This window comes from Pseudoalteromonas sp. SCSIO 43088, from assembly GCF_023650795.1.
In the GTDB taxonomy this organism is placed as follows: domain Bacteria; phylum Pseudomonadota; class Gammaproteobacteria; order Enterobacterales; family Alteromonadaceae; genus Pseudoalteromonas; species Pseudoalteromonas shioyasakiensis.
Genome location: NZ_CP072675.1, coordinates 2,007,061 through 2,026,315 on the forward strand (window position 1 = coordinate 2,007,061; position 19,255 = coordinate 2,026,315).

The window sequence follows — 19,255 nt, forward strand, 5'->3', positions numbered from 1 at the left end:
TTGGCTCCATGTAAGTGGTTATCATCATGTGTTCAAATCATGTGTAACCAAACAGTTAATTTGTTATAGTTTAATTTCGATTTAATTCAGCATACATAATATTTACGTTTACGCCAACGTAAATCTAAAATCAACATTTTTGCGGCCGTTAAAACTGTAAACTTATCTGTATTTTGTTGTATGAAAAATCGAACATCTGCTTACAAGGCTAGATAAATAAAGCTTTTCAACAAATCCAACCAGTTATCTTTATAAGTCTAAAGTATAACTCCCAAATCACCCTTTACCTTTACGTAAACTTCACTTATATTGGTGTTATTCGAATGAGGTAAATAAATCATGAAACAAGACAATCAAACAAACTTTGAAAGCGCAGCAGTTGAACCTGCTAGCAATGAGCAAACGTTTAGTATCAGCGAACTAGCAAAAGAATTTGATATTACCACCCGCTCTATCCGCTTTTATGAAGACCAAGGCCTGATCTCACCTGATCGCAATGGTCAAACCCGTATTTATTCAAAACGCGACAAAGTAAGACTAAAACTTATTCTACGTGGTAAACGCTTAGGTTTTACCTTGGCTGAAACGGGCCGTTTGTTTGAACTTTACGATGCAGATAAATCGAGCGCTAAACAGCTAGTCACTATGCTTGACCTTATCGCAGAGAAAAAAGCGGACCTGAGCCAACAAATGGACGACATTAAAGTTGTATTAATGGAATTGGTTACAGCAGAACGCCGCTGTCGTGAAACCCTTAATAATTTAGACGAATAACTTGACAACAATCTCGTCAACAGACTCTCACAGGAACACACATTATGAGCACTATTTCACTTTATAAAGAAATGAACTTCGGACTTGGCGAAACAGCAGACATGATCCGCGATCACGTTAATAGCTTTGCTAGCCAAGAAATCGCCCCACTTGCAGAACAAACAGATTTAGACAATGCCTTCCCTAATCAACTTTGGCCACAGCTTGGCGAAATGGGTTTATTAGGAATGACAGTGCCTGAAGAATTCGGCGGTGCTGGCCTTGGCTACCTTGAACATGTTATTGCAATGGAAGAAATTAGCCGTGCAAGTGCATCGATTGGTTTAAGTTATGGTGCTCATTCAAACTTATGTGTTAATCAAATTAACCGTAATGGGTCACAGGCTCAAAAAGAAAAGTACTTACCAAAACTTATCAGCGGTGAGCACATTGGTGCCCTTGCGATGAGTGAGCCAAATGCGGGTTCTGACGTTGTATCAATGAAATTAAAAGCTGAGCAAAAAGGCGATGTATTTGTACTTAACGGTAACAAAATGTGGATCACGAATGGTCCAGATGCCGATACCTTTGTTATCTATGCAAAAACAGATTTAAATGCCGGCCCTAAGGGGATCACAGCCTTCATCGTAGAACGTAACACTCCGGGATTCTCTACTGCGCAGAAGCTAGACAAACTTGGTATGCGCGGCTCTAACACCTGTGAATTAGTGTTTGAGAACTGCGAAGTACCAGCAGAAAACATTCTAGGTAACTTAAACGAAGGCGTAAAAGTACTTATGAGTGGCCTAGATTATGAGCGTGTTGTTTTAGCTGCAGGCCCGCTTGGCATTATGCAAGCATGTATGGACATTGTGGTTCCTTATATTCATGAGCGTAAACAATTTGATAGCCCAATTGGTCAATTCCAGCTTATTCAAGGCAAAATTGCTGATATGTACACACAGATGAATGCTGCTCGTTCATACGTTTACACAGTAGCTCGTGCATGTGACCGCGGCGAAACAACGCGTAAAGATGCCGCTGGCGCTATTTTATATGCCGCAGAGCTTGCAACTAAGATGGCCCTAGATGCTATTCAAATCTTAGGTGGTAATGGTTATATCAACGAATACGCGACAGGTCGCTTGTTACGTGATGCAAAACTATATGAAATTGGCGCAGGTACCTCTGAAATCCGCCGCATGCTAATTGGTCGCGAATTATTCACTGAAAGCCGATAGGACCTTGTTATGACGATTTTAAAATCGAGTGTAAATCCACACGATCCGCAATTTTTGCAAAATCACGACAACATGGCAGCGCTCGTAAGTGATTTACGTGAAAAAGTAGCTGATATCCGTTTAGGTGGTGGCCCTGCCCTGATTGAGCGCCACCAAGGTCGTGGTAAGTTGTTTGTTCGTGACCGTATTGAAACGCTACTTGATGAAGGCTCGCCATTTTTAGAGATTTCACAATTTGCAGCCTTTGGCGTGTACGAACAAGCCATTCCATGTGCCGGTGTTGTTGCCGGTATTGGTCGTGTGAAAGGCGTTGAATGTATGATCATCGCCAATGATGCAACCGTAAAAGGCGGTACATACTTTCCACTAACGGTAAAAAAACATCTACGTGCTCAAGATATCGCAGAACGTTGTCATTTACCGTGTATTTATTTAGTTGATTCAGGCGGTGCAAACCTGCCTGAACAAGATGATGTATTTCCCGATAAATTACACTTTGGCCGTATTTTCTATAATCAGGCTCGTATGTCTGGTAAAGGCATTCCACAAATTGCAGTCGTAATGGGTTTATGTACTGCAGGTGGTGCTTATGTACCAGCGATGGCTGATGAAAGTATTATCGTAAAAGAGCAAGGCACAATTTTCTTAGCGGGCCCGCCACTGGTTAAAGCGGCTACGGGTGAAGAAGTGAGTGCTGAAGAGCTCGGTGGTGCTGATGTTCACTGTAAAACATCCGGTGTTGCCGACCACTATGCTGAAAACGATGCTCATGCGCTTTCGATTGCGCGCCAATGTATTGAACGAATTAACTATCAGCGCCCTACTGCACCATTACTTGATGATGTTAAACCGCCGCGTTACGACATTAACGAAATTTACGGTATTGTCGGTACCGACCTTAAAAAGCCATTTGATGTACGAGAAGTAATTGCTCGAGTTGTTGATGATTCATCGTTTGATGAATTTAAACGCTACTTTGGCGAAACACTAGTAACCGGCTTTGCAAAAATATTTGGTCACCCTGTCGGTATTGTTGCCAACAACGGCATTTTATTTAGTGAATCAGCGCAAAAAGGCGCGCACTTTATACAACTATGTGCACAACGCAAAATTCCTTTAGTGTTTTTACAAAACATTACTGGCTTTATGGTTGGTAAAAAATACGAAGCTGAAGGCATCGCCAAACATGGTGCGAAAATGGTAACCGCTGTGTCATGTGCTGATGTGCCAAAATTTACCGTGTTAATTGGTGGCTCGTATGGTGCAGGTAACTACGGTATGTGTGGCCGCGCGTTTGAGCCTACCATGATGTGGATGTGGCCAAATGCTCGTATCTCTGTAATGGGTGGTGAACAAGCAGCAGGCGTTCTTGCACAAGTTAAACAAGATGGTTTAGCCCGTAAAGGCGAAAGCATGACTGATGAGCAAGTCAGTGAGTTTAAAAAGCCAATTATAGAGCAATACGAAAAACAAGGTCATCCATATTACGCCAGTGCCCGCCTTTGGGATGATGGCATTATCGATCCTGCTGATACCCGCAATGTATTAGGGCTTGCCTTAAGTGCAGCTAAAAATGCACCAGAGCGCGATTCGCAGTTCGGCGTATTTAGAATGTAATGGAGGCCTTATGTCAGTAACACTCGAAATAACAAAATCAAATGTGGCTGTACTGGTACTAAGTCGCCCTGAAAAACACAATGCATTTAACGAAGAAGTCATCAGTGAGCTGATCCGTTTAATTGAACATGCAAATAGCTGTGATGTGCGCGCACTGGTTTTAAAAACCGAAGGTAAGCACTTCTCTGCTGGCGCTGATTTAAACTGGATGAAGTCGATGGCTGGCAATGACTTTGCAGAAAACTTAGCGGACTCTATGCAGCTAGCAAAGCTTATGAAAGTCCTTGCTACAAGCCCACATCCAACAATTTGTGCCGTACAAGGTGCTGCATTTGGCGGTGCCTTAGGCTTGATTGCGTGTTGTGATATCGCAATTTGCCAAGACGATGCACAGTTTTGCTTAAGTGAAGTAAAGCTTGGTCTTATTCCTGCAGTTATCAGCCCTTATGTCATTAAAGCTATTGGTGAGCGCGCTGCACGTCGTTATTTTTTAACGGCAGAGATTTTTGACGCGCATACAGCTAAGCAACTGGGTTTAATTCACCAGATCACCGGCGATTTACAAACAGCGCTCGACAAACATTTACAAAACCTTGTCAACAATGGCCCTATTGCTGTTAAAGCAGCGAAGCAGCTAATCAATGATGTCGCTGGCAACGTAATAGATAATGCGCTGATTGAGTTAACCGCAGAGCGCATTGCACGCATTCGTGTATCTGAAGAAGGCCAAGAAGGCCTAACTGCATTTTTTGAAAAACGTGCCCCTAACTGGCAGAAATAGGAACCATTATGACAACAAAATCATTGAAAAAAATTCTCGTTGCCAACCGTGGTGAAATTGCCTGCCGAGTTATGCGTACAGCAAAGCAAATGGGCTTAACAACGGTTGCAGTGTATTCAGATGCTGATAAATATGCCCAGCACGTAAAGCTTGCTGATGAGGCGTATCGTATTGGTCCTGCGCCAAGTAAAGATTCGTACTTAGTGGCAGACAAAATCATCGATGTGGCAAAACAAGCTGGTGTTGATTGTATTCACCCTGGCTATGGTTTTTTATCTGAGAACTGTGACTTTGCCCTCGCGTGTGAGAAAAATGATATCGCCTTTATAGGCCCGCCTGCATCAAGTATTGAAGCTATGGGCTCAAAAACCCGCGCTAAAGAAATTATGCACCAAGCAAATGTACCTTTAGTGCCTGGTTACTATGGTGACAACCAAGATACTGAGTTTTTACAAGCTGAGGCTGAAAAAATTGGTTACCCGGTACTGATTAAAGCGGCCTTTGGTGGCGGTGGTAAAGGTATGCGAGTTGTTGAACACGCAAAAGATTTTATCAGTGCTCTTGAAGGCGCAAAACGTGAAGCAAAAGCCGGCTTTGGTAACGATTTAGTACTGTTAGAGCGCTACGTCACTAAACCTCGCCATGTTGAAGTACAAGTTTTTGCAGATAGCCATGGTAACTGCGTGTACTTAGGCGACCGTGACTGCTCTTTGCAGCGTCGTCACCAAAAAGTAATTGAAGAAGCCCCTGCTCCGGGTTTATCTGATGAACTTCGTAAAGAAATGGGTGAAGCAGCAGTACGTTGTGCCCAAGCGATTAACTATCGCGGTGCAGGTACTGTTGAGTTTTTATTATGCGGTGATGAATTCTTCTTCATGGAAATGAACACCCGTTTACAAGTAGAGCACCCAGTAACAGAAATGGTAACCGGTGTTGATTTGGTTAATTGGCAAATCAATATGGCGGCAGGTGAAGCATTACCACTTGGCCAAGCAGATATTCAGCTACAAGGTCACAGCTTTGAAGCGCGTATTTATGCAGAAGATCCAAGTAATGACTTTATTCCGTGTTCTGGCCACATTGACGCCCTATTCACACCGAACGAATCTGAATTTGTACGTATAGATACAGGGGTTGCAGCGGGTGATGAAATTAGCCCGTTCTACGACCCTATGATAGCTAAATTAATTGTTCATGACGATAACCGTGAGGCAGCGCTTGGGCGTTTATCAAAAGCACTAGAGCAATTCCACCTAGCAGGTTTTAGCTGTAACGTTAATTTCTTACATAATCTTGCTAACCACGCTACTTTTCAAGCAGGTGCACCCGATACGCACTTTATTGAAGACCAAGGTGAGCGCCTTGTTGCTAAAAACGAGCAACAGTCTGTTATTGCAACCGTTGTGGCAGCCTATGCGTATGCATATCAACTAAAAGGTGAAAGCAGCATCCCATGGCAACAATTAACAGGCTTTATGCTAAACAGTGACGCTAAAACAGCAATTCCGTTTGTTGATTTAAACGTTCATGCTGTTAAGACCTCAGAAGGCTTTAAAATCAACCTAGATGGAGTTGACTATACAACTTCGGGTAGCGTTGAAAATGGCCTTGCGAACTTAGTCGTTAATGGCGAAAAAGTTGTGGCTCATATTAATCAAGCAGACTCTCACATCACAGTGATGTACAAAGCACAGCAAACGGTGCTAGAACTGATTGATAAACACTATATTAGTGAACACGAAAGTGATGCACTACCACTCGCTGCACCACTCAATGGTACTGTTGTTAAGCATTTAGTTGAGGTAGGTAGTACTGTCGCTAAAGGTGACGCTGTTGTCATCATCGAAGCGATGAAAATGGAATACACCCTTAATGCCCCGCATGATGGTGTATTAACGAGCTATTGCTTTGCTGAAGGTGAATTGGTGAGCCACGGTGATATGCTCGCGATTGTAGAAGAGCCGGAGGCGTAATGGCACAGTTTCCTGATTTTGTTCGCATTGTAGAAGTTGGCGCCAGAGACGGCTTGCAAAATGAAGCCGCCGTTAGCACTCAAGATAAAGTCGCTCTTATCAACGCACTAGCAGGTGCTGGGCTTAAAGATATTGAAGCAGGCGCCTTTGTGTCACCTAAATGGGTGCCACAAATGGCTGACTCAAGCGATGTAATTAGCGCGTTAAATTTGCCTAATGTTAACTTAAGTGCCCTCACCCCAAATTTACGGGGTGCAGAGGCTGCAAAACAAGTCGGCATACAAGAATTTGCTATCTTTACAGCAGCAAGTGAAGCGTTTTGTCAAAAGAACATTAACTGCTCGATTGATGAAAGTATTGACCGCTTTAAAGATGTCATGGATTTTGCCAAGGCGAATAACATTCGTGTTAGAGGTTATGTTAGCTGCGTCATGGGTTGTCCATATCAAGGTGATGTCGACTACAATGATGTATCAAAAGTATCAGAGCGATTATTAGAGCTTGGTTGTTATGAAATAAGCCTTGGCGACACCATTGGTGTGGGTACGGCGAAAAAAGTCGATGAGTTATTAGATTTACTTTTACAACATATTGATAAATCAAAACTCGCTGTACATTTTCACGACACCTACGGACAAGCGCTCACAAATATTTACACCGCCCTAACACGCGGTATAGCAACGGTTGACAGTGCTGTTGCAGGCCTTGGTGGCTGCCCTTATGCCAAAGGCGCGTCAGGAAATGTTGCCACTGAAGATGTAGTTTACTTACTACAAGGGCTTGGCATAGAGCATGGAATTGATTTAGAAAGACTGGCGAAAGCTGGTTGGGCTATTTGCAGTGCACTAAATAAACAACCTGTCAGCAAGGTATCACTTGCTCTAAAGAACACTCAGAATAATTAAGGAGTAGGCTCATGGCCGGTTTCGATAAAGTGGTTTCAAGTTATGAAGCTGCAATGGAAGGTTTAAAAGATGGCGATACTATTATCGCTGGTGGCTTTGGCTTGTGTGGTATTCCTGAGGGACTTATCAGTGAAATTAAGCGTAAACAAACTAAAAATCTAACCGTTGTTTCGAACAACTGCGGTGTTGATGATTTTGGCTTAGGTGTTTTACTTCATGATAAGCAAATTAAAAAAATCATCGCTTCTTATGTAGGTGAAAATGCGCTTTTCGAAAAACAACTACTCGATGGCGAAATTGATGTTGTTTTAACACCACAAGGGACGCTCGCTGAGAAGATGCGCGCCGGTGGTGCGGGTATTCCTGCGTTTTATACAGCTACAGGTTACGGCACTCCTGTTGCCGAAGGTAAAGAAGTCAAAGAATTTGATGGTCGCCCGTATATCTTAGAAGAATCAATTACGGGTGAGTTTGCCATTGTTAAAGCATGGAAAGCTGACCGCTACGGTAACCTTGTATTTCGCCACACAGCAATGAACTTCAACCCGATGGCCGCAACAGCAGGTAAAATTACCGTTGCTGAAGTAGAAGAGATTGTTGAGCCAGGTGAACTTGAGCCAAGCCAAATTCATACCCCAGGTATTTATGTTAATCGCGTGATCAAAGGCGACTTTGAAAAACGCATTGAACGTGTAACAACTCGCGATTAAGGAGCAATAAAATGGCATTATCACGTGAACAAGTTGCAATGCGTGTTGCACAAGAACTACAAGATGGCTATTACGTAAACCTAGGTATTGGTATCCCTACTCTGGTTGCTAACTATGTACCTGACGGTATCGAAGTTATGTTGCAGTCTGAAAATGGCTTATTAGGTATGGGTGCGTACCCAACCAAAGACCAAGTTGATGCAGATATGATCAACGCGGGTAAAGAAACCGTGACAGCAGCCACAGGTGCAGCAATATTTAATAGTGCAGATAGTTTTGCCATGATACGGGGTGGTCATGTAGACTTAACAGTATTAGGTGCATTTGAAGTTGACCAGAACGGTAACATCGCATCGTGGATGATCCCAAAAAAGCTAATTAAAGGCATGGGTGGCGCGATGGACCTCGTTGCTGGCGCGAAGAATATTATTGTTACGATGACTCATGCAAGCAAGCATGGCGACTCTAAGTTATTAGAAAGTTGCACTTTACCGCTAACTGGGGTTAACTGTGTAAAGAAAATCGTAACTGATTTAGCAGTACTAGAAGTTAAAGACGGCGCATTTCATCTAATCGAACGCGCTCCAGGCGTGACGGTAGATGAAATTATTAGCAAAACGGCAGGCAAATTGCTTGTTGAAGGTGATGTTCCAGAGATGGTTTTTTAAACCACTCACATCCCATGTACCGACCTCATTCCCAGTGCCAATGGCGCTGAGTTACCCAAAATCCCTCGCAAGAGGGATTTTTTTTATCTAAAGCCAGCCTTTCGCCGCACCATTTTGTCACATAAATAGTATAAAATGCCCTGCTTTAGTGAATTGGCAGTTTCTAATACTGAGACTATGACGAAATAGCTAAAACTGCTAAGATCACTTTTTTACTAAACATTTGCCTAAAGATAGATTAAACGAGCGATTCACGATTGTTTTTTATACAATATGGCAAGAGTTAGCTATATTCATTCTTTACTCTCTATTTTTTTACATTTTGGGATAATAATTGCTTAGCAGTTAATTAACTAACAAGCGCTATTGAGACTTACTGAAATTAACTATGCAAACACCTATTCGTGGCTTACGCTCATTTTGTTTTGCTGCACGCACCCTTAGCTTTAAAGATGCTGCAAACCAACTTTACCTTACGCCGTCTGCCGTAAGCCATCAGATCAAACAATTAGAAGAACAATTGGGAATTGAACTATTTGAACGTCAAACCCGCTCTATCCGCCTAACTGCAGCGGGGAAGAATTTTTATGACTCTGTATCACCGCTGATCAAAGCGCTAGAAAAAACCATCAATGAGTTTAGTCAGTTACAAGAAAACGTAACGATCAGTATTACGCTACCTGAGTTTTTTGCCAGTGAGCTTTTAATGCCAAAACTGAGCGAATGGACCAGTGAGCACCCTAATACAAACTTACAGCTTGATACCTTAAAAACGCGTAAAGAGCTGACTAAGCAAAGCGATTTGTCGATTGTATTGTCTTCATCTAAACCGCACGAAGGCGTTGTACATGAGCTATTTTCGCTATCGTATACACCAGCTTGCAATAAAGAAAACTGGCAAGCATGGCAAGAAAACCCGTTTCAGGCATTAAATGAAGTACCTCTTATACTTCATAAAGCGCGTCCTTGGGCTTGGCACCAATGGGCAGAGCATGCTGGTATTGAAGACTTTGCACCAAAGCAAATTATTCAAGTTGATAGTATGTTTGGTGTGGCACGTGCCGCGCAACAGGGTATGGGTATTGCCCTAATCCCCTTACCTATCAGTCAGACTTGGTTTGATGAGCAGTGGTTATTTAATTTCACCGATATGCCATTAAAAACGAAAGATAAATATTACTTAGTGCAACACGATCCTAGCGAAACTAATGCACAATTAGAGCTATTTATAAAATGGATGATTGATACTTTTAAACATCTAAAATAATAGATAAATGACCCTCAATTTTGTTGAGGGTCTTTTATTGCTAATTTAACTTTTCGACTTGGTTACTAAAATACGCACTTTGTTTTCACCAATTTCAAAAGAAGCCTGTTTACCATATTCCACAACAAAAGAAGGTGTAAAATAGCTGCCAGCGAGTGTGATTGATGTTTCTACAGCTGCCGTATTATTTTGTTGTGGTGTAACTTTAACTTCATAACTAAACCCCTCACCTATAGAGATGGTCGCAGGTTGTTTTTCTTCCACCAGCATTACTGGCGATGCTAGTAGCTCATTCGCTTTATAAACAGATGTTTCAACTTGAAAGCTATCAGCTGCGAAGCAACTTGTTGATGCTAAAAATACTCCAGCTACTAAACCTAACTGTTTTTTCATATTTATTTCCTTATCTCATTTATAGGGTTTATCCGTAATTAATATCAGTTAGTACGTTTATTTGATACAAGGAAATTTCTGAATCTATAACTATGTCTATCAAAGCTCTCGATAATACACATCAATGGTATGTGATATAGCTTCATAGCTGTTATTTTCATGTTTAAAGCAGGCTTTGCGCAGTTCCTTCTCTTCGTAGTTTTTACCTGCTACTACGACTTGATCTAAAGTTTGTGAACTTGCACAGAATTGCTGTTTTGAAATTGTTTCTATTTTAACTGATTCAGCTTTTGAGCGCGGTAATGAACTAGGCTTAGGATTTTGCTTCATGCCCTCAAGTAACTGAGCTTTAGTAACAGGTACAGTATCTGACCCTATGCCTGGAATATGCAATGTTTGTCTAATGGTATAGTTTTTACTTAATAATGGCGTAAACAAAGATACATCGTTGCTCAAATAAGCCTGCTCAAAATTAAGATAAACAGCAACTTTATCTTCAGCTGCATTGGCAATAACAGGCCCTAAAAATAACAACGCAAATATCAGTTTCATGGTTATACGCTTATTCTAAATAAATTAAATCATCAACTATACATACCATCATAAAGTACCGATTTTAGTTTTAATTAACAACAATTTGTTTGTTTTGCGTACTCTGCCCCTTTATTGTTCTTTATCGTAAACTTTAGCTATTTAAACCCCGTGTCTACTTTATCGGGGTCAGATCACAAATCTGACGGCTGACAGCTGACAGCTGACAGCTTTAAGACTAACTCATTACATTAGACTAAAGTCTATAGGTTAAATTTCTTCATCTATTAGGTCATTTTTTATCGTTTGTTGAATTTGCGCTGTTCAATTAAAGTTCATTTGTCGGCGATTGATACCGATTCAAATAGAGGAAAAGATTATGTTTAGTACACTTATGAAACGCGTTGCACTTAGCTCTTTATTAACTTGTTCAGCTATGGCAGTGGCTGATCAGAGTGACTACAAATTGATGGTAATTGACCAATCTATCACTGCTGATGTTGCAGAGAACCGTCAATACGAACAAGCATTTAATGACTGTGCTTTGAGTGTTAAAGAGAAAAAATTCTCTGAAGCTGAAACACTATGCTCAAAAGCAATCAGCTTACTAAGTACGAGTAAAGTACCTAGCTATAAACGTCGCGAATTAACGTCGTTTACGTTAAGCAACCGCGGTGTTGCACGCATCATGTCTGAAAACGACACTGCTGCATTGTCTGACTTTTACGAAGCAGTACAAATTTCAGGTAACGAGTTAGTAGAGCACAACTTAACGCGTGCGAAAAAGAACTTAGCGTTATAAGTTCTCACAGAATTGTGTTGTCTCAAAACCCAGCTTCGGCTGGGTTTTGTCGTTTAGGGGTTTCGCTTTTTAGTTTTCCGCTTTTATTAATAAATTAAGCTCTTTTAGTAATAAGCTCTCTACTGTCTGTTTATCCATTTTAGCCAATTGCTCTAAGCTGTAATTTTTGCCAATTTCTTTAGCTAAAATAAAACCTAGGTAATAACCTCTTCGGTATGGCAGTTTTGTCTCGTCCTTTGCGAAGTTGAAAAATGAAGAATATATTTCAGGTTTTTTTGAATAAAACTTTTTCTTGAGGTCAACGAGAGAATCGAGCTGTCTTGAGCGAATCTTTTTCACCAGATTGCTAGGTATGTTTAGCATCAATTCATCATCACTGGCTGACGGAGTTAATTTATATGAAACGTAAGTAGCTAATCCCTCAGTCCAAATAGAGCACCATAGCTCATCCTTACAGTGGAATAATTTTTCATGATAAACATGAAATAACTCGTGATGAAAGAATGGCGTATCGTTTTTCCAGGTATGATATTTGGCCATAAGGTCTACACCAAACATTAAGTAAGATTTACCATTTAACTCTCGCGTTGCCCCATTGAACCTTCCTAATGAGTGAAGTATGTAAATGGGGGTTTCAGATTTGAAATCAGGGAAAGTAGCAATAAATGATTCCATACTGCTGTTTAAATCTTTAGATAAACGCCTATTTTTTGATAAATATACTTCTTCTACTCCACTGAAACCCTCAATAGCTTTAACAAAGCTTTTATCACTATAAAAAGGCGCAAATTGAGAGGTGAAATGTTCAGAAAACTGCTCTGCTCTATTTTCTGCAGTCAACGTCTTGCTTGACTGATATAAAGTATAAAAATCATCAGCGAGATTAATGACTTCGAAATCAGCTGACTGCTTGTTAGCAAGCGTCTTAAATGAAAGCACTCCAGATATGAGACTGGAGAGTAAAAGAAATTTAGATAACTTTTGCATAATTATAGTTAAAAATATTTGTTAGGTGAGTAGTCTATTGTGACGATATCTCAATACTCGAGGAAATATAACCGTTAATAATCTCGATTTGAGAAGGCAGACCATAGATAGGCTCTAAAACAGCTTGAATTGGAAAGTTTAGCTTTGGTAAATCAATTGTATTGGGTGTTGATATGCCAAACCAAAAGCTAACTGGTTCATCATCAACAAATATACATGGTTGTGTAAACTCAACCCCAACTAAGCCAACATTAATGTAACCCAAGAATTTATTGCCATTAGCATCAGTAAACAGGGATTTTACGAGTAACTGCATAAGTGACGGCATTAATTTATCAAGCACTCAGCTAAGCTAATTTAACTTTCCAATACAGGAATAAAACAACTTCACCTCCTCTACACCACAGTAAAAACCTGAACCCTGAGTAATTACTCTATAGATTAAATTTCTTCATCTATCAGTTTTAATTTAATCGTTTGTTTAGCTTATAGGAATATTTTAAAGTTCACTCGTTGGCAAGAAACACCAACTTATTCAGAGGAAAACTATCATGTTAAAAACACTTGTAAAAACTATTGCACTTAGCTCTTTATTAACTTGCTCAGCGATGGCAGTAGCCGACCAAGCTGATTATAAACTGATGGTTATTGAGCAAGCTCAATCTAACGACAATGCAACTAGCCAATACGAAACTGCCTTCAACCGCTGTGCATTAAGCGTTAAAGAAAAGAATTTTTCAGAAGCGGAAAGCCTGTGTACACAAGCAATTTCTCTTCTAAGCACAAGTAAAGTACCTGGTTACAAACGCCGTGAACTAACATCGTTTGCACTTAGTAACCGTGGTGTTGCACGCATCATGTCTGAAAACGATACTGCTGCTCTTTCTGACTTTTATGAAGCAGTGCAAATTTCTAAAAACGAACTTGTTAACCACAACTTAAGCCGCGCAAAACAAAACCTAGCGCTGTAAAAGTTACCCCAACCAAATTGTTGTCGAAAGCCCGGTTCTTGTGTGTTCTGACCGGGCTTTTTTTCGTCTAAAATATCTGCGTTATAGAATACTTTTCTTCACCTCATAGGTGCGATTATATCGTTTGTCAGTTTTATACCCTGTTTTCTAACTTTATAGAGTAAGCACAAAGCTTACGCTAACAAGGAGAAAACAATGTTTAAATTAAATCTAAAACCTTGCCTGTGGTTAATATTATTTGTTTGTTCAAATTTTGTATTCGCCAACAACAACGACTTTAAACTCATGGTTGTTGACGATAACGCAAGCTCAAAAGCAATTATGCAAGGCAACTTTGCTAATTCTTTAGAGACAATGAACGAAGCTAATAACTATATCGTGCCGTTTAACCGCTGTGTTGCGGGTGTGAAACTAAAACAGTTTGATAAAGCTGAACAAGATTGCTCGCAAGCAATCGCGATGCTAAAAAAGGTCAATGCCCCGCACTATAAACGTAATGAACTGACATCTTATGCATTAAGTAATAGAGGCATTGCTCGACTTATGGCGAAAAATGATACAGCGGCCATTGCTGATTTTTATGAGGCTGTGCAGCTCAATAATAACGAGCTGGTGTCGTTTAACTTAAATCTTGCGAAACAGGAATTAAAATTGTGGTAATAAGTCATCAGGCTAAAAGAAAACCAGCCATGTCGGCTGGTTTTCTTACATCAGTTACCTTTTAAGATTTATCTCTTGGCACAAAATCAAGCACAGTAGCATTAATGCAGTACCTGTCTTTACCTCTTGGCCCTTCACCAGGGAACAAATGACCTAAATGAATACCCGAGCTTTTTGATTTAAGCTCAATACGCTGCATGCCATAACTGTTGTCTTCATGCATAGTTACACTGTCTTTCACAGGATGAGTAAAAGAAAGCCAGCCAGTGCCTGAGTTAAACCTATCACGGGTGTCAAAAAGCGGCGCTCCACTTAGCTTATCAATAAAAATACCGTCTGGTGTATTTTTAAAGATATCGTATTGCTTACAAAATGGGCTGTCAGTTCTGGCATGAAATGCCACTCTAAAAGCTTCACTGTCACCTAGTTTAAATGCCCCTAAGGCTTTGTAAAACTCACCTTTACTAACATAGCCTTGGCGACCATAAACCTCTTCGCCATTTTCTATAAATAATAACGTGGGTGTTGCCCAAGTCGGCGTTTTAATCGTTAAGCCATCTAGTTGATCAGCATGTCGAAAGGTCATTGGTATCGAACCCATGTACTCATTAGCGACCTCTTTTTTAAACTTTTCACAGTATGGGCAATAACCTTTTGCATCTATCACTACAATTTGCTTACCTGCCAATAAGGCTGTGTTATCAACCTGCTGTTTTTCTACTGGTGTGAATACAACTCCCGTTGAATGATCAGGGCAATAGCCATTGGGGTTTTTCTTTAAATAATCTTGGTGATAATCCTCAGCGGCATAAAATGCATCAAGCGGTTTTATCACAGTTACAATCTTGCCGTAGCCTGCTGCTGTTAATTTTCTTTGGTATTCATCTTTAAGTTTATTCGCAACTTCTTGTTGCTCATTATTACTTACCAAAATTGTTGAGCGGTATTGAGTACCAACATCATTCCCTTGGCGATTTAGCTGAGTTGGATCATGATTTTCAAAATAATGCTTTAAAAGCGATTGAGTTGTTAACTCGTTACTGTTGTATGTCACTTTAACAACTTCTGCATAATTGTTTTTATCAAAGCGTCGAGAGCTACGTGTTATGTTCTTGTAAGTCGCTTTAAACCCACGCCCGTCTGCATAACCAGATACAGCATCTAACACGCCATCAAGTGCTTCATATCGTTTTTCTGCTCCCCAAAAGCAACCTGAACCAAGCACAATGGTTTCAATATGCCCTGTCGCGTTATCTGGCATTTTTTCAGCTTCAATTGAGCTGGTGGTAAAAATGGCACTGCAAGTGAATAGTGTCAGTAACATCGACTTAATTGTCATACTAATTTCCTCTTAAAAGCCTGTATTTAAGACAGACCGAGCATAGGTATTAATAATTTCAACTTAAACGCATGCAAACAGCGATTCACCGCTAACAATTTAACTCTTAACCTTATTTACGGTAAAACACAGCTTTTTAACATTGGGATATTAAAAAATGAAAATTGCACACAGCTTATCTGCTATTGCATTAGGATTAACACTTGCTACGCAAGTGAATGCCGCAGAGTTCACTTTTGCAAAATCAATTAAACCGAACGACAACACCCTAGTTTTATTTTTAGATACAGATAGCCAAGTTGCTAACTTTAATTATTTAAAGCCAGAAACCCAAACTCACCTAAATAAAGTCATTGAATTTAGCGACTTTAAAGCAGGCTATGGCAAAACGTTAGAAGTTATCGCACCAAACGGTAGCGACCATCAACGCATCTTACTTGTTGGCTTAGGAGAGCAGCCAAAACTAGATGCAGCAAAAATGGCAAATCTAGGTGGTAACGTTCACGCTAAATTACAATCGGCTAAACAAGCAAATGTTAGCCTTGATTTTTCAGAGCTAAAAGACAGCGCAATCAATGCTAAATATGCAGCAGAATTTGCACACGGCGCAAATTTACGTGACCACCGTTTTGAGCAATACAAAAAAGAACAAGACAGCCACGTTGTTAACTACACATTAGATGTTGAAAATTTAGACCAAGCGATCAAAACCCATAAATTACTACAAAGCATTGAACAAGGTGTATTTTTAGCACGTGACTTAACGTCTGAAGTTGCAACAGAAATGACGCCGGTTGATTTTGCTAAAGCGGCAAAAGAGCTTAAAAAGTTAGGTGTCAAAATTACTGTTTTAGAACCTAAGCAACTTAAAAAGCTAGGCATGGGTGCACTAGAAGCAGTTGGCCGTGGTAGCGAAGACGGTGCACGTTTAGTGGTTGCTCATTATCAAGGTAATAAAAACACCCCTATCGCGTTAGTGGGTAAAGGTATTACCTTTGATTCTGGTGGTTACAGCCTTAAAACAGGTGCTTCAATCGCCCGCATGAAATCAGACATGGCTGGTGCAGCTGCCGTACTAGGTACAGTTAAAGCTATGGCACTGGCTAAAGCCGACACAAACGTTGTTGCTGTTATGGGCATGGCAGCTAATATGGTATCGCAATTTGCTGTCGCGCCGGGTGATGTTGTAAGAACCGCTGAAGGTTTAAGCGTTGAGATTGTAAATACAGATGCTGAAGGCCGTTTAGTATTAAGTGATGCAATGTGGTATGCCCGCGACAAGTACAAGCCAAGTATTATGGTTGATGTTGCTACCCTAACCGGGTCTAAAATTCGTGCTGTAGGTAATGACTATGCTGCAGTGTTTTCTGACGACGACACCCTTGTAGAGCAACTAACTGTTGCTGGTAAGCAAGTAAACGAGAACCTATGGCGTTTACCTCTAGGTTATGAAGATGCATTAAAGTCAGACATAGCTGATCTTAAAAACATCGGTTCACATGGCCCAGGTGCTACTACAGCAGCGAGTTTCTTACAAAACTTTGCCGGTGACACACGTTGGGTTCACATTGATATTGCTGGTAACGCGCTAAATTCAAAAGCAAAAGATGAACTAGCTGAAGGCGGTACAGGCTATGGCGTACGTTTACTGTCTAATTGGTTATTAAATAACGCACAGTAATTAGGCATTGCACTTTATCAAGTGGTTATAAGCTACTATAGCCACTTGATTGTCTTGAGTTTTTCTAATTAACACTAAAGACACATTTACATCATCAACAAACAGCCTATATGCTAATAAGTATTAAGGGATAATAATAAGATTGATACGCAATGACGACGACCAATAGTACACCTAAGATTATGGCGCTTACTACGCATAGCATCTTTTTTGATGCCTATGAAACAGCAAGCGACACACTCACTACGCAAAAGAAAATATGGGCATTAGCACAATATTGCCAAAGCAGTGATGACTTTGTTGATGTAGTCCCTGCCAATAATAATTTAACGCTTTATCTAAAAGAGCCCGCTCAACTTGCTGGTTGGCTGCCACGATTACTAGAACAATGGCACGAACTTAAAGCCACTGACTTTAACTCACGTCATCATAAACTTGCGACTCGTTATGGTGGTGAATATGGGCCTGATATAGCGCATGTTGCTAAACATCATAATCTGTCTGTTGATGATGTTGCTCAAATGCACAGCAGTGCCAAATACCACGTGCTTTTTTTAGGCTTTAAGCCCGGTTTTGCTTATTTAGATGGTTTAAATCCACAACTTTACACACCTCGTCATGCTGAACCAAGGCTCTCTGTTCCAAAAGGTTCTGTTGCTATCGGCGGCGATCAAACCGGTATTTACCCTGAAAGCTCCCCAGGTGGCTGGCAAATTATTGGTCATACAGATTTTCGTCTGTTTGATATCAATGCAGCCTCGCCTTGTGCTATTGAACCCGGTGATACTTTAGAGTTTGTAATTCAGGAGGTGTTAAAATGATCACTATCATCAAACCTGGCATGCAAATGTCTATACAAGATCAAGGCCGCACAGGCTCTCGCCATTTAGGCATTGGCCAATCCGGTTGCATTGACCCTTACGCTCAAGTTATTACAAACCGTTTAGTTGGCAACGACGATAACAACCCCGTTATTGAGATCACGTTAGGTCTGGCAGAGATTCAGTTCGATAACGATTACTACATTGCTCTGCACGGCACAGATATGAAAGCCACAGTAAATGGCAACCCTGTTGATCCTGGCTGGAGCTTTTACATAAAAAAAGGCGATGTATTAAAGTTTAATGCGGCGCGTCATGGTTTTAGAAGTTACCTTGCTATTGGCGGCGAGTGGCATTTACCTGAGCCAATTTTAGATTCTTATTCTACTGATATATTAGCGGGTTTTGGTGGCTTAACCGGTAAAGCACTACAGGCTGGCGATAGTTTTGATATAACGCCAAGGTACAATACTAAAGTTGGCTTAGGCGCGATGCTACCACCTAAAAGTACACAAATTCGTATTCATGCTGCACCACATGCAGCACTGTTACCAAAAGAAACCATCGTTAACTTTATAAATCATTCTTGGCATGTATCGCCTAATAGTAACCGCATGGGCACAAGACTATTAAGTGATGAGTGTGATATCAGCCATGATGTTTCATTACCCTCTATGGCTGTTGCTCCTGGCTGTATTCAGCTTCCGCCAAATGGTGAACCCATAGTGCTATTAAACGATGCGCAAACAACGGGGGGTTATCCATTGCTCGGCACCGTGATCGAAGCGGATCTTCGTCATTTTGCACAATTAAAACCCGGCGACTTCCTTCACTTTAAGTTTGTTACACTCAACGAAGCCCACGAGGCACAAGAAAAGCTAACTGCGCACTTAAATCAACTTGCGATAGCGCTAAACTATATTAATAAATAGCGTTAATTTATTGGTGTTTAAAAAACGAGCAAAGAAAGTCTTTGCTCGCGTTGCCTTTATGGCTTGTCTATGCATTTAAAAAGGTAAAAACCCTACGCATTCCTTTGCACCAAAGCTGTGCAGAAAATTTAGTAACAAAAGCCTTTATTCCAGACTCATTATCATCCAATTTGTACAAATCAAGCATTTAAACCGCTCACCCTTTAACCACTTACCCCATACT

At 40.6% G+C, this 19,255-nt stretch carries 20 protein-coding genes; 15 read left to right on the top strand and 5 right to left on the bottom strand.

Annotation, left to right across the window (positions count from 1 at the left end; genetic code table 11):
- Window positions 1-339: 339 nt before the first annotated feature.
- The 9 genes from J8Z28_RS09360 to J8Z28_RS09400 all read left to right on the top strand — a co-directional run bounded on the left by J8Z28_RS09360 (window position 340) and on the right by J8Z28_RS09400 (window position 9,915).
- Entirely contained in the window at window positions 340-774 is a 435-nt protein-coding gene (locus tag J8Z28_RS09360; RefSeq protein ID WP_054553803.1) for a MerR family transcriptional regulator, read from the top strand.
- 44 nt (window positions 775-818) lie between these two features.
- Entirely contained in the window at window positions 819-1,994 is a 1,176-nt protein-coding gene (locus tag J8Z28_RS09365; protein ID WP_250659302.1) for an isovaleryl-CoA dehydrogenase, read from the top strand.
- A 9-nt stretch (window positions 1,995-2,003) separates the two neighbouring features.
- Window positions 2,004-3,611, top strand: coding sequence for a carboxyl transferase domain-containing protein (locus J8Z28_RS09370; protein WP_054561520.1), 1,608 nt, complete (start codon window positions 2,004-2,006; stop codon window positions 3,609-3,611).
- Window positions 3,612-3,621: 10 nt separating this feature from the next.
- Window positions 3,622-4,392: an enoyl-CoA hydratase/isomerase family protein gene (locus J8Z28_RS09375; RefSeq protein ID WP_062564429.1), complete on the top strand. Its 771-nt coding sequence runs from the start codon at window positions 3,622-3,624 to the stop codon at window positions 4,390-4,392.
- 8 nt (window positions 4,393-4,400) lie between these two features.
- Window positions 4,401-6,365, top strand: coding sequence for an acetyl/propionyl/methylcrotonyl-CoA carboxylase subunit alpha (locus J8Z28_RS09380; protein ID WP_062564430.1), 1,965 nt, complete (start codon window positions 4,401-4,403; stop codon window positions 6,363-6,365).
- Window positions 6,365-7,270: a hydroxymethylglutaryl-CoA lyase gene (locus tag J8Z28_RS09385; protein ID WP_250659303.1), complete on the top strand. Its 906-nt coding sequence runs from the start codon at window positions 6,365-6,367 to the stop codon at window positions 7,268-7,270. The genes J8Z28_RS09380 and J8Z28_RS09385 overlap by 1 nt, the downstream gene beginning before the upstream one ends.
- 11 nt (window positions 7,271-7,281) lie before the next feature.
- A complete protein-coding gene (locus tag J8Z28_RS09390) occupies window positions 7,282-7,980 on the top strand; it encodes a CoA transferase subunit A (RefSeq protein ID WP_054553797.1) in 699 nt (232 codons plus the stop codon).
- 11 nt (window positions 7,981-7,991) lie between these two features.
- The gene (locus J8Z28_RS09395) at window positions 7,992-8,648 is read left to right on the top strand and encodes a 3-oxoacid CoA-transferase subunit B (RefSeq protein ID WP_063528095.1); all 657 of its coding nucleotides are present in this window, start codon (window positions 7,992-7,994) and stop codon (window positions 8,646-8,648) included.
- A gap of 388 nt (window positions 8,649-9,036) precedes the next feature.
- Window positions 9,037-9,915, top strand: coding sequence for a LysR family transcriptional regulator (locus J8Z28_RS09400; protein WP_250659304.1), 879 nt, complete (start codon window positions 9,037-9,039; stop codon window positions 9,913-9,915).
- 45 nt (window positions 9,916-9,960) lie between these two features.
- Here the strand turns inward: J8Z28_RS09400 and J8Z28_RS09405 are convergent, their stop codons facing one another.
- Window positions 9,961-10,308: a hypothetical protein gene (locus J8Z28_RS09405; RefSeq protein ID WP_250659305.1), complete on the bottom strand. Its 348-nt coding sequence runs from the start codon at window positions 10,306-10,308 to the stop codon at window positions 9,961-9,963.
- A 99-nt stretch (window positions 10,309-10,407) separates the two neighbouring features.
- Window positions 10,408-10,860 (bottom strand): hypothetical protein, encoded by a 453-nt coding sequence (locus J8Z28_RS09410; protein WP_250659306.1) that lies wholly within the window; start codon window positions 10,858-10,860, stop codon window positions 10,408-10,410.
- A 358-nt stretch (window positions 10,861-11,218) separates the two neighbouring features.
- On the opposite strand from J8Z28_RS09410, the gene J8Z28_RS09415 reads away from it, so the two are divergent.
- A complete protein-coding gene (locus J8Z28_RS09415; protein WP_055197207.1) occupies window positions 11,219-11,641 on the top strand; it encodes a hypothetical protein in 423 nt (140 codons plus the stop codon).
- 69 nt (window positions 11,642-11,710) lie between these two features.
- Here J8Z28_RS09415 and J8Z28_RS09420 read toward each other — a convergent pair whose 3' ends face one another.
- On the bottom strand, window positions 11,711-12,628 hold the full coding sequence (locus J8Z28_RS09420; protein WP_250659307.1) for a hypothetical protein: 918 nt from the start codon (window positions 12,626-12,628) through the stop codon (window positions 11,711-11,713).
- 34 nt (window positions 12,629-12,662) lie between these two features.
- Window positions 12,663-12,944 carry a hypothetical protein gene (locus tag J8Z28_RS09425; protein ID WP_250659308.1) on the bottom strand — a complete coding sequence of 94 codons (282 nt, stop codon included), beginning with the start codon at window positions 12,942-12,944 and terminating at the stop codon, window positions 12,663-12,665.
- Window positions 12,945-13,179: 235 nt separating this feature from the next.
- Here J8Z28_RS09425 and J8Z28_RS09430 point away from each other — a divergent pair, with 235 nt between their 5' ends.
- Complete coding sequence (locus tag J8Z28_RS09430; RefSeq protein ID WP_055197213.1) at window positions 13,180-13,599, top strand: tetratricopeptide repeat protein; 420 nt, start codon at window positions 13,180-13,182, stop codon at window positions 13,597-13,599.
- A 195-nt stretch (window positions 13,600-13,794) separates the two neighbouring features.
- Window positions 13,795-14,259, top strand: coding sequence for a tetratricopeptide repeat protein (locus J8Z28_RS09435; RefSeq protein WP_130166326.1), 465 nt, complete (start codon window positions 13,795-13,797; stop codon window positions 14,257-14,259).
- Between the two features lie 61 nt (window positions 14,260-14,320).
- Here the strand turns inward: J8Z28_RS09435 and msrA are convergent, their stop codons facing one another.
- Entirely contained in the window at window positions 14,321-15,598 is a 1,278-nt protein-coding gene (gene msrA, locus J8Z28_RS09440; RefSeq protein WP_250659309.1) for a peptide-methionine (S)-S-oxide reductase MsrA, read from the bottom strand.
- Window positions 15,599-15,755: 157 nt separating this feature from the next.
- On the opposite strand from msrA, the gene J8Z28_RS09445 reads away from it, so the two are divergent.
- The 3 genes from J8Z28_RS09445 (at window position 15,756) to J8Z28_RS09455 (ending at window position 19,032) form a co-directional block, all read left to right on the top strand.
- Window positions 15,756-17,279 carry a leucyl aminopeptidase gene (locus J8Z28_RS09445; RefSeq protein WP_250659310.1) on the top strand — a complete coding sequence of 508 codons (1,524 nt, stop codon included), beginning with the start codon at window positions 15,756-15,758 and terminating at the stop codon, window positions 17,277-17,279.
- A 152-nt stretch (window positions 17,280-17,431) separates the two neighbouring features.
- Entirely contained in the window at window positions 17,432-18,100 is a 669-nt protein-coding gene (gene pxpB / locus J8Z28_RS09450) for a 5-oxoprolinase subunit PxpB (protein WP_058585065.1), read from the top strand.
- Entirely contained in the window at window positions 18,097-19,032 is a 936-nt protein-coding gene (locus tag J8Z28_RS09455) for a 5-oxoprolinase subunit C family protein (protein WP_063527755.1), read from the top strand. The genes pxpB and J8Z28_RS09455 overlap by 4 nt, the downstream gene beginning before the upstream one ends.
- Window positions 19,033-19,255 lie beyond the last annotated feature (223 nt).

Excerpts from the sequence above, each read along its gene's own strand:
- J8Z28_RS09360 (WP_054553803.1), top strand. The coding sequence starts at position 340 with ATGAAACAAGACAATCAAACAAACTTTGAAAGCGCAGCAGTTGAACCT.
- J8Z28_RS09365 (WP_250659302.1), top strand. The coding sequence starts at position 819 with ATGAGCACTATTTCACTTTATAAAGAAATGAACTTCGGACTTGGCGAA.
- J8Z28_RS09370 (WP_054561520.1), top strand. The coding sequence starts at position 2,004 with ATGACGATTTTAAAATCGAGTGTAAATCCACACGATCCGCAATTTTTG.
- J8Z28_RS09375 (WP_062564429.1), top strand. The coding sequence starts at position 3,622 with ATGTCAGTAACACTCGAAATAACAAAATCAAATGTGGCTGTACTGGTA.
- J8Z28_RS09380 (WP_062564430.1), top strand. The coding sequence starts at position 4,401 with ATGACAACAAAATCATTGAAAAAAATTCTCGTTGCCAACCGTGGTGAA.
- J8Z28_RS09385 (WP_250659303.1), top strand. The coding sequence starts at position 6,365 with ATGGCACAGTTTCCTGATTTTGTTCGCATTGTAGAAGTTGGCGCCAGA.
- J8Z28_RS09390 (WP_054553797.1), top strand. The coding sequence starts at position 7,282 with ATGGCCGGTTTCGATAAAGTGGTTTCAAGTTATGAAGCTGCAATGGAA.
- J8Z28_RS09395 (WP_063528095.1), top strand. The coding sequence starts at position 7,992 with ATGGCATTATCACGTGAACAAGTTGCAATGCGTGTTGCACAAGAACTA.
- J8Z28_RS09400 (WP_250659304.1), top strand. The coding sequence starts at position 9,037 with ATGCAAACACCTATTCGTGGCTTACGCTCATTTTGTTTTGCTGCACGC.
- J8Z28_RS09405 (WP_250659305.1), bottom strand. The coding sequence starts at position 10,308 with ATGAAAAAACAGTTAGGTTTAGTAGCTGGAGTATTTTTAGCATCAACA.
- J8Z28_RS09410 (WP_250659306.1), bottom strand. The coding sequence starts at position 10,860 with ATGAAACTGATATTTGCGTTGTTATTTTTAGGGCCTGTTATTGCCAAT.
- J8Z28_RS09415 (WP_055197207.1), top strand. The coding sequence starts at position 11,219 with ATGTTTAGTACACTTATGAAACGCGTTGCACTTAGCTCTTTATTAACT.
- J8Z28_RS09420 (WP_250659307.1), bottom strand. The coding sequence starts at position 12,628 with ATGCAAAAGTTATCTAAATTTCTTTTACTCTCCAGTCTCATATCTGGA.
- J8Z28_RS09425 (WP_250659308.1), bottom strand. The coding sequence starts at position 12,944 with ATGCAGTTACTCGTAAAATCCCTGTTTACTGATGCTAATGGCAATAAA.
- J8Z28_RS09430 (WP_055197213.1), top strand. The coding sequence starts at position 13,180 with ATGTTAAAAACACTTGTAAAAACTATTGCACTTAGCTCTTTATTAACT.
- J8Z28_RS09435 (WP_130166326.1), top strand. The coding sequence starts at position 13,795 with ATGTTTAAATTAAATCTAAAACCTTGCCTGTGGTTAATATTATTTGTT.
- msrA (WP_250659309.1), bottom strand. The coding sequence starts at position 15,598 with ATGACAATTAAGTCGATGTTACTGACACTATTCACTTGCAGTGCCATT.
- J8Z28_RS09445 (WP_250659310.1), top strand. The coding sequence starts at position 15,756 with ATGAAAATTGCACACAGCTTATCTGCTATTGCATTAGGATTAACACTT.
- pxpB (WP_058585065.1), top strand. The coding sequence starts at position 17,432 with ATGACGACGACCAATAGTACACCTAAGATTATGGCGCTTACTACGCAT.
- J8Z28_RS09455 (WP_063527755.1), top strand. The coding sequence starts at position 18,097 with ATGATCACTATCATCAAACCTGGCATGCAAATGTCTATACAAGATCAA.